Origin of the sequence: Corynebacterium variabile, from assembly GCF_006539825.1 — a bacterium.
GTDB classification, from domain to species: Bacteria; Actinomycetota; Actinomycetes; order Mycobacteriales; family Mycobacteriaceae; genus Corynebacterium; species Corynebacterium variabile.
The window spans coordinates 198986-213746 of record NZ_BJNT01000004.1 but is presented as its reverse complement, the minus strand read 5'-3'; the positions used below and the strand labels follow the sequence as shown (position 1 = coordinate 213746).

General features: G+C 68.9%; 11 protein-coding genes and 1 pseudogene. 6 read left to right on the top strand and 6 right to left on the bottom strand.

Annotated elements, in window-relative coordinates; translation table 11 throughout:
- The first annotated feature begins 16 nt into the window (after window positions 1-16).
- Window positions 17-628: a hypothetical protein gene (locus tag CVA01_RS02700; RefSeq protein ID WP_014011063.1), complete on the top strand. Its 612-nt coding sequence runs from the start codon at window positions 17-19 to the stop codon at window positions 626-628.
- A gap of 27 nt (window positions 629-655) precedes the next feature.
- Here the strand turns inward: CVA01_RS02700 and CVA01_RS02695 are convergent, their stop codons facing one another.
- Genes CVA01_RS02695 through CVA01_RS02685 form a run of 3 tightly spaced genes read right to left on the bottom strand, consistent with a single transcriptional unit; the run spans window position 656 to window position 4293 of the window.
- Window positions 656-1327, bottom strand: a complete 672-nt coding sequence (locus CVA01_RS02695; RefSeq protein ID WP_244938100.1) for a septum formation family protein — start codon at window positions 1325-1327, stop codon at window positions 656-658.
- Window positions 1328-1347: 20 nt separating this feature from the next.
- Window positions 1348-2724: a class I SAM-dependent methyltransferase gene (locus tag CVA01_RS02690; RefSeq protein WP_014011065.1), complete on the bottom strand. Its 1377-nt coding sequence runs from the start codon at window positions 2722-2724 to the stop codon at window positions 1348-1350.
- A gap of 48 nt (window positions 2725-2772) precedes the next feature.
- Entirely contained in the window at window positions 2773-4293 is a 1521-nt protein-coding gene (locus CVA01_RS02685) for an FAD-binding oxidoreductase (protein ID WP_141328418.1), read from the bottom strand.
- Window positions 4294-4619: 326 nt separating this feature from the next.
- On the opposite strand from CVA01_RS02685, the pseudogene CVA01_RS02680 reads away from it, so the two are divergent.
- Window positions 4620-5786: pseudogene (locus CVA01_RS02680) on the top strand (NAD(P)/FAD-dependent oxidoreductase).
- A 19-nt stretch (window positions 5787-5805) separates the two neighbouring features.
- Entirely contained in the window at window positions 5806-8250 is a 2445-nt protein-coding gene (locus CVA01_RS02675; RefSeq protein ID WP_170209668.1) for an ATP-dependent RNA helicase, read from the top strand.
- Window positions 8251-8266: 16 nt separating this feature from the next.
- Here CVA01_RS02675 and CVA01_RS02670 read toward each other — a convergent pair whose 3' ends face one another.
- From CVA01_RS02670 to CVA01_RS02660, 3 genes are all read right to left on the bottom strand, one after another.
- Entirely contained in the window at window positions 8267-8791 is a 525-nt protein-coding gene (locus CVA01_RS02670) for a maleylpyruvate isomerase N-terminal domain-containing protein (RefSeq protein ID WP_268741911.1), read from the bottom strand.
- 131 nt (window positions 8792-8922) lie between these two features.
- Complete coding sequence (locus tag CVA01_RS02665; RefSeq protein WP_141328414.1) at window positions 8923-9225, bottom strand: GlsB/YeaQ/YmgE family stress response membrane protein; 303 nt, start codon at window positions 9223-9225, stop codon at window positions 8923-8925.
- Between the two features lie 75 nt (window positions 9226-9300).
- Window positions 9301-9642, bottom strand: a complete 342-nt coding sequence (locus CVA01_RS02660) for a GlsB/YeaQ/YmgE family stress response membrane protein (RefSeq protein WP_170209667.1) — start codon at window positions 9640-9642, stop codon at window positions 9301-9303.
- Between the two features lie 306 nt (window positions 9643-9948).
- On the opposite strand from CVA01_RS02660, the gene CVA01_RS02655 reads away from it, so the two are divergent.
- From CVA01_RS02655 to xdhC, 3 genes are read left to right on the top strand one after another with little or no spacing between them, the layout of a single operon-like run.
- Window positions 9949-11475, top strand: a complete 1527-nt coding sequence (locus CVA01_RS02655; RefSeq protein ID WP_170209666.1) for a xanthine dehydrogenase small subunit — start codon at window positions 9949-9951, stop codon at window positions 11473-11475.
- Window positions 11472-13856, top strand: coding sequence for a xanthine dehydrogenase molybdopterin binding subunit (gene xdhB / locus CVA01_RS02650; RefSeq protein ID WP_141328408.1), 2385 nt, complete (start codon window positions 11472-11474; stop codon window positions 13854-13856). The genes CVA01_RS02655 and xdhB overlap by 4 nt, the downstream gene beginning before the upstream one ends.
- Window positions 13853-14662: a xanthine dehydrogenase accessory protein XdhC gene (xdhC, locus tag CVA01_RS02645; protein ID WP_141328406.1), complete on the top strand. Its 810-nt coding sequence runs from the start codon at window positions 13853-13855 to the stop codon at window positions 14660-14662. The genes xdhB and xdhC overlap by 4 nt, the downstream gene beginning before the upstream one ends.
- Window positions 14663-14761 lie beyond the last annotated feature (99 nt).

Below are 14761 nucleotides of genomic sequence, written 5' to 3'. Positions count from 1 at the left end.
GGCGAAGACTGCGGACATGAACACGCTGAACTCCTCACCCTTCTCCCCCCTGTTCGCGACCCGCCCCGCCGCCACCCCGGCAGTCCACGATCTCGACGGTTTCAACACCGCCCCCGCCGACCAGCTGACCACGCTGCTGACGTTCATGACCGCCTGTCAGGAACTCGCCCGCACCATCGTGGTGGGACGCCCCTACCTCCGCACCGGTGACGTCTTCACGGCGGCGTCCCGCTCCCTGCGCACGCTGCCGACGCCCCTGATCAAGGGGATCGTCGACGTCCACCGCCCGGTCGACCGCGTCCCGCTGATCGAGGACGCCGCCTCGGCCGGCACGCTCACCGAGGAACAGGTCAGTGACCTGCGTGAGGCCGCGCTGGGTTATGCGGCGGTGCAGGGACACCTCTACATCGCCGACCCGGCGGTGTGGGGCTCGGCGGAGGCTGTGGCGATGATCCCGGAGACCGCTCCGGACGCCGCGCGGCCGGTCACGGAGGTCTACGGGCAGATGCTCGCCGACGTGGAGGCCAGGACGGTGCTGCCACCGGCGAAGGCCTGGGAGATCACCGTGGACCACCTGGAGGAGTCCAACCGACTGAAGCTGGTGACCCTGCTCGGCACGGGGGACTGACCGGAGCCTGTACCCGGTCACCCCGGATCAGTACCCGGCGCCCTCGAGGGTGCCGGGGATGTAGCCTGCCGACGGGTCGGTGACCACGCAGGTCACCGTGCGGTCGCCGGCCGCCCAGCTCTCCTTGGAGGGGGCGTAGGTGATGACGTCGAAGATCGAGAGGTCGAAGGGGTACCCGATGTAATCCTCGAAGGTTTCACCGGTGCACACCGCGGCGGTGAACTGCGACATCCGGGCGCCGGGGAAGAGCACCTGGTTGTCCAGGTCCTGCTGCGCGTAGACCTCGCCGACATGGGGGTCGTCGCAGTCCGCCTTGACCACACCGGCGGTGGACGTCGGTACCGTCCCGTCGATGCCCTCGGGCACGTCGGTGGCCGTCTCGTCAGCGGCCTCAGTGTCTTCGGTGGTCGCCTCTTCGGCGCCCCCGGCGTCCCCGGCGTCCGCGGCGTCCTCAGCGTCCGCGTCGGAGTCCTCAGGAGCCACCTCCCCGGCGGCCGCGCCGAGATCGGCGACGCAGTCGCCCACCGCCAGGCCCAGGGTCGCCGGGTCGACGTCCGTCTCCGGGGCAGGAGCGGAGGTGTCTCCGCCCTCCGGGGTGGAACTGTCGTCGGAGGTGCAGGCAGTCAGCGCCAGGCCGGCCGTCGCCACCACAGCTGTGGCGGACAGCAGCGCCCGGGCGCCTGAGGTGGTCTTTCGCATGAAGGTGATAGTACCGACCCTCAGGGCTTCCACCACTGACGGGTGGGGACGCCGATGTAGCCGCCGTCGTCCGGCTTCACGCCGAGCACCTGGTGCAGCTGGATCTTGTTGTGCTCGAAGTGCCACTCGGAACCGGCCATGTACAGACCGAACAGCCGCGCGGTCTGTTCGCCGACGAGCTCGACGGCGTCCTCCCAGTTCGCGGCGAGCAGCTCGCACCAGTCGTGGAGGGTGCGCTGGTAGTTCGGGCGCAGGTCCTCCTCGTGGACCACGTCGAAGCCGGTGTCCTGCATGATCGTGATGATCTTGCCGGAGCCGGTGAGCTCACCGTCGGGGAAGATGTACCGGTCGATGAATTGGCCGGTCTTCGTCTTCACGTTGTTGGGACGGGTGATGCAGTGGTTGAGCATGCGTCCGCCGGGACGCAGCTTCGAGAAGAGGAACTCGAAGTATGCCTCGTAGTTCGACACGCCGATGTGCTCGAGGATGCCGATGGCGCTGACCGCGTCGAAGTGGGTCTCCTTGACGTCCCGGTAGTCGATGCAGCGCACCTCCGCGAGATCCTGGAGACCCTCCTCCTCGATCTTCGCCTTACCCCACTCGTACTGCTCCTGGGACAGGGTCACGCCGACGGCCTTCACCCCGTGGCGGGCGGCGTAGCGGACCATGCCTCCCCAACCGCAGCCGACGTCGAGCAGCCGCTCGCCGGGCCTGAGGCCCAGCTTGTCGAAGACCAGGCGGTGCTTGTTGTCCTGGGCGGCGGTGAGTGGGGCGTTGGCATCCACTCCCTTGGCCCAGTTCTCCGGGTTCCAGTCACCGGCCGGGCCGGGGATATTGTCCAGTCCCTCGTCCTCGGGGTAGTAGGCGCAGGTGTAGGCCATCGAATCGCCGAGGAAGAGCTCGTAGAAATCGTTGCCGACATCGTAGTGACGGCTGACGACCTCCTTGTCCCGCTCCTTGGAGTGCCGGGACAGGCCCTCGAGCAGGGCGCGCTTCCAGCCCGGCAGCGTCTCCTGGACCGGGGCCGGCTGGAACCGGAAGACCTTGAGATGCTTCAGGGTGCGCAGGATCTCGACCATCTCGGACGCCGAGGGCCTGTGGAACTGGTCGTAGAGATGCTGCAGGTGGTCGAAGACCGCGACCGGGTGACCGGGGTGCTCGCCGGAGATCTTCAGGCCACCGGTGATGTAGGCGCGGGCCAGGCCGAGGTCACCGGGGGCGGTGACGACATAGGCCAGGGCGTCCGGGGAGGTGATCTCCAGGCGCAGCTCGGCGTCCTCCGGCCCGGCGGTGGAACCGTCGAAGGCGGTGACATGGAAAGGCATCGGCGGGGCGATGACCTTCTCGACGATCTGACCCACGGTCAGTGGGGTGAAAGCGGCGCGGCTGCTGCTCATCTACGGCTCCTTGTCTTCCGGTGTTTTCTGGTGTGTCTTCTGTTTTTTCTAGATGCTGGTGACGGTCTTCTCGTACAGCCCGGGGAAGCGTCCGTCCGGGTCGTACACGGCCTTGAGCTTCTGCGGCAGATCCCCGCCGTACAGGGCGGCGAACTCCTCCTGGGAGTAGTACGCCTCGGAGTACAGCGACTTGTGCCCGCCGAGACCGGCGACGACGCGCTCGATCTCCCGGTTGAAGGCACCGGGGGCGGCGTCCGCACCCATGAGGTCGGCGGGGACCGAGGACCAGAAGCCGACGTTGACCCAGGTGTCGCCCGGAGTCAGCGGGTACAGCGGCCAGGGGCTCGTCGCCGCACCGTCGGTGTCGAGCACCTCGGTGCGTCCTGCCAGAGATTCGACGCCGTCGGCCAGCCGGATGGGGCACAGCCACACCGGCTCGATCTCGCAGTGGGTGAAGAACCAGGTGAGGTACTCCGGCAGGTTCGCCGGGGTGACCTCGATGTCCTGGACGACGCGCTCACGCGGCGGGCGGCCGTTGTGTGCCTCGATCCGGTCGGCGAGGTCGTACCTGCGGTCCCAGCCGATGATCTTCCAGTAGAAACTCGAGCGCAGCAGGTCACGGGGCCACAGGGTGCGGATCGTGGGGTTCTGGGTGCCGAAGGCGCGGTTGCACCAGAACCAGTCGATGTCCCAGCGCCAGAGGTAGTCGCGGATCGTCAGGCGGTCGTAGGAGACGCCCGTCGGGTGCTGCAGTGAGCGGTAGTAGATGCCACCGCGGGTGTAGTCGCTCACCGGGCCGGGCTCGTCGGTCTGCCGGCCGAGGGTCAGGTAGGCCTCGTCGAGGGAGAAGACCACGCCGTCGAGGTAGTCGACCTGCTGGCCGTCATACTCCTTGGACTCGCTGATCTCGGCGAGCGCGGCGGAGACGGACTCCACGTCGTCGAAGCGGACGTGGCGCAGTTCGACGTAGGCGGGCACCTTCTCGCAGGTGATCTTCAGCCGGACCGAGTAGCCCAGCGAGCCGTAGGAGTTCGGGAAACCGCGGTAGAGGTCGGCGTTCTGCGTCGGCGAGCAGGTGACGATCTCGCCGGTGCCGGTGAGCACGTCCATCTCCAGGACGGCCTCGTGCGGCAGGCCGTTGCGGAAACTGGTGGACTCCACGCCCATGCCGGTGACCGCCCCGCCGAGGGTGATGGTCTTCAGCTGCGGGACGACGGTGGGCACCAGGCCGAACGGCAGGAGCGTGTCCACCAGATCCTCGTAGGTGCACATGCCCTGGACGTCGGCGGTGTTGTCCACCGGGTCGACGGCGATGACGGAATGCAGGCCGGAGACGTCGAGGCCGGCCATGTCGCCGGAGCGGCCGCGGAAGAGGTTGGAGGTCTTCTTCGCCAGGCGGACGCGCTTATCGGCGGGCACGGCGGCGAAGCTGTCGGTGAGACGCTGGACGGCCTGTCCGTGCTCGAACCATCCGACCGGGGAAAGTTCCCGCTGGTCAAGACCATTTCCGATGTGGATGCGATCGGTCAATCTACCGGCGATGCTGACTGCGGCGTCTTTCAGGCTCATGGAGAACCACTGTAGCCCTCCGGCGGGTGAGCCGTCGGTGAACCCCGCCCTCCGTCGTCTGCCCGGGGAGGACGGAGACAGCAGAGAGATACACGGGAAACAGATTAGAAGTGTTACCTGGACTGACCCTGGCAGATAAGCAGCAGCTATTATTATCTGCGTATACGGGTTATCTGCGCCGACAGTGTCCCCGATCGGACAACCCGTCGACCATCCCCCGGATGCACAAATGACCTCATGTGCACCCTGGGGAGACTCCTCCGGGCGAAAAGGATTACGTGCGCGGACAGCAGCGGACAGCAGTTATCGGAGCGGGCCCCAGTGGTATGGCGGCCCTGCAGGCATTCGACGCGGCGAAGCGTCAGGGGAACGAGGGGGAGATCGTCCCGGAGATCGTCTGTTACGAGAAGCAGGACGACTGGGGCGGTCAGTGGAACTACTCCTGGCGTACCGGCACCGACCACTACGGCGAACCGGTCCCCTCCTCGATGTAGCGGAACCTCTGGTCCAACGGCCCCAAGGAGGCCCTGGAGTTCGCCGAGTACACCTTCGACGGGCACTTCGGCCGACCGATCTCCTCCTACCCGCCCCGTGAGGTGCTGTGGGACTACATCGACGGACGCGCGTCCCAGTCGGGTGTCAAGGATCAGGTGAAGTTCGCCCATGCCGTGCTCTGGGTCGAGTGGAACGAGGAGGACGCCACCTTCACCCTCACCGTCGAGGACATCGGGGTGCAGGCCCACAAGATGGGCGCGACGTCCGTCACCATGAGCTACCGGTCGAAGCCCCAGGGCTTCGGCTGGCCCGAGGGTATGGAGGAGCTCCCCGTCATCGACCGGTTCGAGGGTTCCGTGGTGCACTTCTCCGACGGTTCGGTCCGCGAGTTCGACGCGGTCATCCTCTGCACCGGTTACCTGCACCACTACCCGTTCCTGCCGGACGAGCTGAGCATCGACTCGGGCAACAACCTCTACCCGGCCGGTCTCTACCGCGGCACGGTGTGGCAGAAGAACCCGCAGCTGTTCTACCTCGGCGCCCGGGACCAGTGGTTCACCTTCACCATGTTCGACGCCCAGGACTGGTACGTCCGTGACCTCATCCTCGGCCGTGCCGCACTGCCGGACGCCGCCGCCCGCCAGGAGAGCATCGACACCCGGCTCGGGCGCTTCAACGCCGTCGACGGTGACCCCGCCGCGGTGCAGTTCCAGGCCGACTACATCCGCGACCTCATCGAGGCCACGGACTACGCGATGTTCGACCTGGACGAGGTCGTGCGGATCTTCCTCGCCTGGAAGAAGGACAAGAAGACCGACATCCTCACCTACCGTGACCAGCCGCACCGTTCGGTGATGACCGGCACGATGGCGACCGTCCACCACACCCCCTGGCTGGCGGAGCTCGATGACTCCCGCGAGCGTTACCTCTCCAGCCCGGACGACGCCGCCGGAAAGTCCCGGGCCGAAGACGAGGCACCCGTCAGCGTCCGCGACTGATCCACCTACCCTGGTGGGCATGGTTGACCTCCCCTTCGCCGCCGGACGCCGCGACCTCACCGACGCCCTGGCGTCCCGCGGCTGTGCGGTGGTCCAGGCCCCACCCGGTACCGGTAAGACGACGCTGGCCCCGCAGTATGTGCTGGACCATGTGCGCGGTGCCGGGCTGGACGGGAAGGTCATCGTCACCCAGCCCCGGCGCGTCGCCGCCCGGTCCTCGGCCTCACGCATCGCCGAGCTGCGGGGAACCCGGCTCGGCGACGAGATCGGTTACACCGTCCGCGGCGACCGGAAGGTCTCCGCACATACCGCCATCGAGATGGTGACGCCGGGTGTACTGCTGCGGCGCCTGCTCAATGACCCGGATCTGGACGGGGTCGCCGCCGTGGTCATCGATGAGATCCATGAGCGGCATCTCGAATCCGACCTGGTCTTCGGCATGCTCGCCCAGCTGCGGGAGCTGCATGACGATCTCATTCTCGTGGCCATGTCCGCCACCCTCGACGCCGCCCGCTTCGCCACGCTGCTCGGCGGGGAAGAAGGCCCGGCACCATTGGTGGATGTCCCCTCGCCCATCCATCCACTGGATATCCGGTACGCCTCCTCGTCGGAGTCCATGGTCAACCGCGACCGCCGGAACCGTTCAGCCGTGGAGGACCTGGTCACCGCCACCGTGCGCCGCGCACTGGCGGAGACGGGCTCCGGTGACGTGCTCGCCTTCGTACCGACCATCCGCGGCACCGAGATGGTCGCCGCAGTGCTGTCCAGGGACGGGGTACCTGCCCAGGCCCTGCACGGTCGGCTGAGCACCGCTGAACAGGCGGGGATTGTCACCGGACACAGTGACGCAACCCGCCGCGTCATCGTCGCCACCGACGTCGCCGAGTCCTCTTTGACCGTGCCCGGGGTGCGCGTGGTGGTGGACGCCTGCCTGTCCCGGGTCTCCCGGCGCGACACCACCCGCGGCATGTCCGTGCTGGTCACCGAGACCGCGTCCCAGGCCTCGATGACCCAGCGTGCCGGTCGCGCCGGGCGCGAAGGCCCGGGTACCGTGTACCGCTGCCTCACCGCCGAGCAGTACGCCAAGGCTCCGGCCGCATCCCCGCCGGCGGTGCTGACCAGTGACCTCACCGCCGCGCTGCTCGATGTGGCGTGCTGGGGTTCACCCCGTGGCACCGACCTGCCGCTGCCCGACCCCTTCCCCACCCCTGCCGCCGATGCCGCCGAAGACGCCCTGCGCGGCATCGGTGCGGTGGACGCCTCCGGCGAGGCCACCGGGGAAGGACGCCGCCTCGCACGTATCCCCACCGACCCCCGGCTGGCGCGCGGCGGGCTGGAGGCGACACAACGGGTGGACGCCGCCACGGTCGCCAAAGTCCTCGCCGTCCTCGACGGCGGTGTCGGCTCACCCGACGACCTGCCCCGTAACCTGCCGTCGGCGAAGGATCCGGTGGTGTCCCGCTTCCGGCGGATCCTTCAGGACGCGACCTCATCCACCTCAGGAAAAAGCCACCCCGATCTCCGCGGCTCCGACGCGGTGGCCTACACCCTGGCCTGCGCCTTCCCCGGGCTGATCGCCCACCGGGTCGCGTCCTCCGGCAACCGGTATCTCACGGTCTCCGGGACAGGTGCAGTGTGGCGGGACAGTGCCGCGAGCTCGGAATGGATCGCCGTGGCGGACATCGCCGGGGCATCCACCCGGTCCACCGACGGCACCGGCGCGGTGATCCGTGCTGCGGTGCCCCTGTCCGGGGACCTGGCCTTCGACGCCGCCGCCCCACTGCTACGCGACGGCGTGACCTGCACCTGGACACCAGGTGGCCCGGCCGGGAAGCTCAGTGCGCGCCGGGTGCGGGGTCTCGGCGCGGTGGAGCTGGCGTCCTCCCCGGTATCGGTGAAGGACGTCAGCGCGCCAGATCGTGAGGACGCGGTGCGCGCCGGACTGACGTCCCACGGACTGGGCGTCCTCGAATGGTCGAAGAACGCCGACGAGCTGCGACGACGCATCCAGTACCTGCACGAGCAGGGTGAGGAGGGTTACCCGGATGTCGCTGACGCGGGGCACGCCGACCGGCTGCTGGAGTTCGTCGTGCCTGACCTGGTGGCCGGGAAGCGTCCTGATCTGGCGGGGCTGCTGCGCGGACTTATCCCGTGGAACCACCCGATCGACGATGCCGCGCCGACGTCCCTCGAGCTTCCGGCGGGACGCACCGTGCACCTGCGGTATCCGGAGGTCGGCACCGGCGGTCCGGTGGTGGTGGCGACGAAGCTGCAGGACTGTTTCGGACTGCAGGCGTCCCCCGAGGTCGCCGGGCGACGGATCCAGTTCCAGCTGCTCTCCCCGGCGCAGCGTCCCCTCGCCGTCACCGATGACCTGGCGAGTTTCTGGGCCGGGCCCTACCTGCAGGTCCGCTCGGAGATGCGCGGGCGGTATCCGAAGCACCCCTGGCCGGAGAATCCGTGACCGACCGCCGGTACCGTCACAGCACAGAGAAGCCGGGCGGGAGCTGCCCCCGGCCGATGAGGGCACGGAGCCCCGCGAACCGGTCCGCGGGAGCGGCGATCCGCGTGCACAGGTCGACCGCCGGGCCGAGACAGTCGACGAAGGCTGCCCCGGCACTGTCCCCGGCGGGATCGTCCGGGAGACCGAGGGCCCGGACCAGGCCGTGGACGGTCAGTTCGAAGGCGCGGGTGGGCAGGTAGGCCCGCAGCGTCATACGGCCGACCGGGGTGGAGACCGGGGCATCGGCCGGGGTGACGGTGACCAGCCGCGTCACCCGGTCCGCGATCTCTGCGGCGGTCTGCTGCGGGTGCTGGCCGAGGGCCTGCCCCGCATCCCTGCCGCGCAGCATGACGGCGGTCGGATCGGCGAGTCGGGCACGTGTCGCCCGGAAGTAGTCCTCCGGGGTGGGGAGTTCTCCGGTCGGCGTCGCCGCTGTGGCGGCCGCGAGGTAGTTCTCCACGGTGAGGAATGCCCGGCAGGTGTGCCCCAGCAGGGCCCGGATGTCCCAGTCCCCCCAGGCCGGGTCGGTTGAGGTCAGCGTCCCCGATCAACGGAAGAACCCCGCGGAAGGCTGTCGATGCGGCGACGAACCATTCGCGGGGTTCCATGACCCTCTCCTGACCTGGGTCCGGTCTATTTCCTGCTGCCGGTGAGCTTGCCGACGATCCAGAGGAAGATCACCGCACCGAGCAGGCAGGTGAGGAAGCTGAAGATCCAGCCAGCACCGGCGACGTCCACGCCGAAGAGGGTGAGCAGCCAGCCACCGAGGAAACCGCCGATGACGCCGACGATGATGTTGAGCACCAGGCCCATCTCGCTGTCGCGGCCCATGATCTTGGAACCGATCCAGCCTGCGAGGCCGCCGATGATGACCCAGCCGACGAAGCTGAGGGCGGGGGTGGAGCCGGCGGCGAGGATGATCGTTGAAGTGTCCATGCCCCATTCTTACATCGGTTCTGACCTGTGCGGAAGCCCCTCCCGGAAATGAAAGGGCTGCAGTTGTCGGGCAGGCTACGACCGGACCTGACCGGCACCCTTCCGGTTCTTCCCCACCAGAGTCGACCCTCCCGAGAGGACCGCTGCCCCGATGATGGCGGTGAGCATGCTGAGGTACATCCCGCCACCCACGGCGTCCACCCCGAACAGCGTGGTGATCCAGCCCCCGATGACCGCCCCGACCAGCCCGGCGATCGCCGCGGTCACGTAGGCCCTCCGCGTCTGGTCCTCCGGCGTCTCCCTGCGGGAGCCCGCGACGAGCATCACCACGAGCACTCCGACGGTGAGACCGATGAGAACCCAGGCGACGAAACTGAGGGGTGGGGCAGAACCTAGTGCGAGCACTGTTGTTTCCATGACCTCATTAGTAGTCGAGATCGGCCGTGTCCGCCGTGGGTTTCGTGAGGAACCGGAAGGAACAGTCGGGCACGGATATGAACATGTGCCGAAACCTGCGTGAAACGCGGCGGTGCAATACTCTGACCGGTCAGAGGTGGCCAGTCGGACGCTATACGGCCCGGACGGGACAGACATCCCGCCCGGGCGCCCGGACCCAGGCGTCCGGGCCACCACGAGTCACCAGGAGATCCACCCGTGACTACCGCACACACAACTGCACAGATTTCACCCACAGCACCCACCGCACAGCTGACCGTCAACGGAGTGACTCTCCGGACAGACGTCTCCGGCACAGGCACCACCGGCAGCACCGTCCACACCAGTGCGCTGGACGCCCTGCGCGACCACGGACTCACCGGCTGCAAGGAGGGCTGCGCCGAAGGCGAGTGCGGTGCCTGCGCCATCATGGTCGCCCGGCCCGACGGTCGCCCCGGCTCCCTCACCGGCGAGCGCACGCGCTGGGTACCGGTCAATGCCTGCCTGATCCCCGCCGCCGCCCTCGACGGCCAGGAGATCATCACCGCCGAAGGACTGGGAACCACCACCGACCTGCACCCCGTGCAGGAGGAGATGGCCCGCACCGGCGGTTCCCAGTGCGGCTACTGCACACCCGGTTTCATCTGTTCGATGGCCGCCGAATACTACCGCCCGGAGTCTGACCGGCCATTCGACCTGCATTCCCTGTCCGGCAACCTGTGCCGTTGCACCGGCTACCGCCCGATCCGGGACGCCGCCCTCGCGCTCGGTACCCCGGACGCCGCACCGGACACCACACCGGACATGGACGCCGCGCGCCGCGCCACCGCGGTCCTCGACGGCACGGCTCAGACTGAGGATGCCGCGACCACCGACCCCCTCGCCGCCCGGCGCGACCGACCGGCCCCGGCACCGGTCCACACCGACCTGACCTCGGTCACCCCGACCGGCACCACCGCCCGCTTCCGGCGTCCGACCTCCCTGGACGAGGCGGTCCGGATCCTCCGGGATGAACCGGGTGCGACGGTTGTCGCCGGATCGACCGACCACGGCGTCCTCGTGAACATCCGTGGTGACCGCCCGGAGAACGTGCTGGCCGTGGACCGCATCCCGGAGCTGCGCGGCATCACCTGGGCCGATGACCACGTCGAGATCGGCGCGGCGCAGACCCTCACCGAGATCGAGCGGTCGCTGAGCCGTACTGTTCCACTGCTCGGGCAGCTGCTGCCGCAGTTCGCGTCCCGCCTGATCCGCAACAGCGCCACACTCGGCGGCAATCTCGGCACCGGCTCCCCCATCGGCGACACTCCCCCGGCGTTGCTCGCCCTGGAGGCGTCGCTGGTGCTCGTCTCCGCCGACGGCGAGCGCGAAGTGCCGCTCGAGGACTACTTCACCGGGTACCGGCAGTCGGTGCGCCGTGCCGACGAACTCATCGCCGCAATCCGGATCCCGACGCCCACCTCGGGGCCGGCCCCGCTGACCGCGTTCCACAAGATCGCGAAGCGTCGTTTCGACGACATCTCCTCGGTCGCCGTGGGCTACGCCGTCACCGTCACCGACGGTGTGGTGGTCAAGGCCCGGATCGGGTTGGGCGGTGTCGCCGCGACGCCGCTGCGCGCCTACGCCACCGAGGAGCTGCTGGAAGGCAACCCGTGGACCGCGGAGACCGTCGCCGAAGCCGCCGCCGTGCTGCGCGCCGAGGGCACCCCGATGTCCGATCACCGCGCCAGTTCCGCCTACCGGACGGCGATGCTCGGCACATCGCTGGAACGCTTCTTCGTAGAGACGCAGGAGTCGCAGGAGGCAGTCCGATGAGCCGGCTCTCGCAGCGTCCCGCCGACCCGGTGGTCGGCGAGTCCCACGCCCACGAGTCCGCCGCCGGGCACGTCACCGGTACCGCCCTGTACACCGATGACCTGGTCAACCGCCATCCCGGCATCCTCCACGCCTACCCGGTGCAGTCGCCGCACGCCCATGCCCGCATCCTCGACCTGCAGGTGGACGCCGCCTACGACATCCTCGGTGTGGTCCGCGTCCTCACCTCGGCCGATGTGCCCGGGGTGAATGACGCCGGGACGAAGCACGATGAACCGCTGTTCCCTGACGCGGACGGCGGAGAGGTCATGTTCGTCGGCCATGCCGTGTGCTGGGTCCTCGGCGAGACCCTCGAGGTCGCCCGGCTGGGTGCCGCCGCGGTCGAGGTCGACTACGAGGAACTGCCCGCCGTACTGACCCTCACCGACGCGATCCTGCAGGAGAGTTTCCACGGCGCACAGCCGACCATGCTGCGCGGGGACGCCGCCTCCGCCCTGGCGACCGCGGCGACCGACCCCGGGCAGTACACCATGTCCGGCACCTTCGAGTTCTCCGGCCAGGAGCACTTCTACCTGGAGACCCAGGCGTCGATCGCGCAGATCGACGAGGCCGGGCAGGTGTTCATCCAGTGCTCCACCCAGCACCCGAGTGAGACCCAGGACATCGTCAGCCACGTCCTCGGCGTCCCCGCCCACGAGGTCACCGTGCAGTCGCTGCGGATGGGCGGCGGCTTCGGCGGCAAGGAGATGCAGCCGCACGGGTACGCGGCCGTCGCCGCGATCGGTGCCACGCTCACCGGACGCCCGGTGCGGGTGCGGCTGACCCGCACCCAGGACATGACGATGACCGGTAAGCGTCACGGCTTCCACTCCACCTGGACCGTCGGGTTCACCGACGAAGGCGTCCTCACGGCCCTGGATGTCACGCTCACCGCCGACGGCGGCTGGTCACTGGACCTGTCCGAACCCGTCCTGGCGCGGGCGATGTGCCATGTCGACAACGCCTACCGGATCCCGGACATCGCGGTGCACGGGCGGATCGCCCGGTGCCACCGCACCTCGCAGACCGCCTTCCGGGGCTTCGGCGGACCGCAGGGCATGATCGTCATCGAGGACATCCTCGGACGCATCGCCCAGACTCTGGACATCCCCGCCCGGGAGATCCGGCGACGCAACTTCTATTGTCCCGGCGACCACACCCCCTACGACATGCCGGTGCGTCACCCGGAGCGGTTGGACGCCGCCTGGTCCCAGGTGATCGACCATGCCGCGGTGGAGCGTCGCGAGGCGGAGATCGCCCGGTTCAACGCCACGCACCCGGACCGGCGACGCGCCCTGGCGATGACGCCGGTGAAGTTCGGCATCTCCTTCAACCTCACCGCCTTCAACCAGGGTGGCGCGCTGGTGCTGGTCTACAAGGACGGATCGGTGCTCATCAACCACGGCGGCACCGAGATGGGCCAGGGCCTGCACACCAAGATGCTGCAGGTCGCGGCCACGACCCTCGGCGTACCGCTGTCGACGGTGCGTCTGGCCCCGACCCGGACCGACAAGGTGCCGAACACCTCGGCGACCGCGGCGAGTTCCGGCTCCGACCTCAACGGCGGGGCGGTGAAGGACGCCTGCGAGCAGATCATCGACCGGTTGCGGGTCGTCGCCGCGTCCCGCCTGGGTGTGCCACCTGCGGATGTGCGGTTCTCCCGCGGTCTGGTCACCGCACTCGGCACGGACGGATCGTTGACCTGGGAGGACCTGGTCGGTACGGCGTACATGCAGCGGGTGCAGCTCTCGGCGTCCGGCTTCTACCGCACCGAGGGCCTGCACTGGGACGCGTCGGTGATGCAGGGCGAGCCGTTCAAGTACTTCGCCTACGGTGTCGCCGCCGCAGAGGTCGAGGTCAGCCGGTTCGACGGCTCCTATGAACTGCGCCGGGTGGACATCGTCCACGACGTCGGCGACTCCCTGTCTCCGCTGATCGACCTCGGCCAGATCGAGGGCGGGTTCGTCCAGGGTGCCGGCTGGCTGACCTTGGAAGACCTGCGCTGGGACGACGGCAACCATGACGGCGACCGCGGGTCCGGACGCCTGACCACGGCCGGGGCGTCCACCTACAAGATCCCCTCATTGTCCGAGCTGCCCCCGGAGTTCCACGTGGAGCTGCTGGACAAGGCACACGAGGAGGGTGCGGTGTACGGCTCGAAGGCCGTCGGCGAGCCGCCGTTCATGCTGGCGTTCTCGGTGCGCGAGGCACTGCGGCAGGCCGTGGCGGCGTTCGCGTCCGGTGACGGTCACGCCGTTGTCGATCTGCCGTCGCCTGCCACTCCCGAGGCGGTGTACTGGGCGGTGGAGCGGGTGCGGAGCACCGCACCTGTGGGCTCATGAGCTGGGTCGCGGACGCCGCGGACCTGCGCGCCCGCCGCGTCCCCTCGATCCTGGTGACGCTGGTCGCCCGGCGCGGTCACGCACCCCGGGAGGCCGGGGCGAAGATGCTGGTCACCGCATCTGAGGTCCTCGGGTCCGTCGGCGGCGGCAACCTGGAGGCCGGGGCGGTCGACCGTGCCCGCGAGATCCTCGCCGACGCATCGGCCGGTGAGACGGTGGCGCCGGAGTTCCTCGACTTCGCGCTCAATGACCGCGTGCCCTACGACCACGGCCGCCAGTGCTGCGGCGGACAGGTGACCGTGCTGCTTGAGCATCTGCCGGTGGTGCCGGCCGTCGCCGTGTTCGGTTCCGGCCATGTCGGTCTGGAGCTGGCCCGCATCCTCTCAAGGCAGGACGCCGAGCTCTGGTTCTGTGATTCCCGGCCCGACCAGGTCGCCGCGGTCGCCGCCGAGGTCGCCGACTGCCCGGCGATGGTGCATACGGTGCACTCGATGCTCCCCGAATCCGTGGTCGCGGACCTGCCGGCGGGGACGCATGTGCTGGTGATGACCCACGATCACGGCGAGGATCTGCACCTGTGCGAGGCGCTGCTGACGCGCCTGCGTGAGACCGACGACCTCGGGTCGGTGGGGCTCATCGGGTCCTCGGCGAAATGGGCGCGGTTCCGGACAAAGCTGGCGGACGCCGGGTTCAGCGCGGAGGAGATCGCCCGGATCACCTGCCCGATCGGTCTTCCTGACCTGGGCGGACGCCATCCCGCGACGATCGCGGTGAGTGTCTCGGCCCAGCTGCTCCAGCGGTGGTAGCCGCAGCTGTCAGTGCACTGCGCGTTCTACGCCGTTGTTCCGTGGGACGCCGCCGTACCTCGTGTACACAATCATCACGGATCCGGGGAACCGGTACAA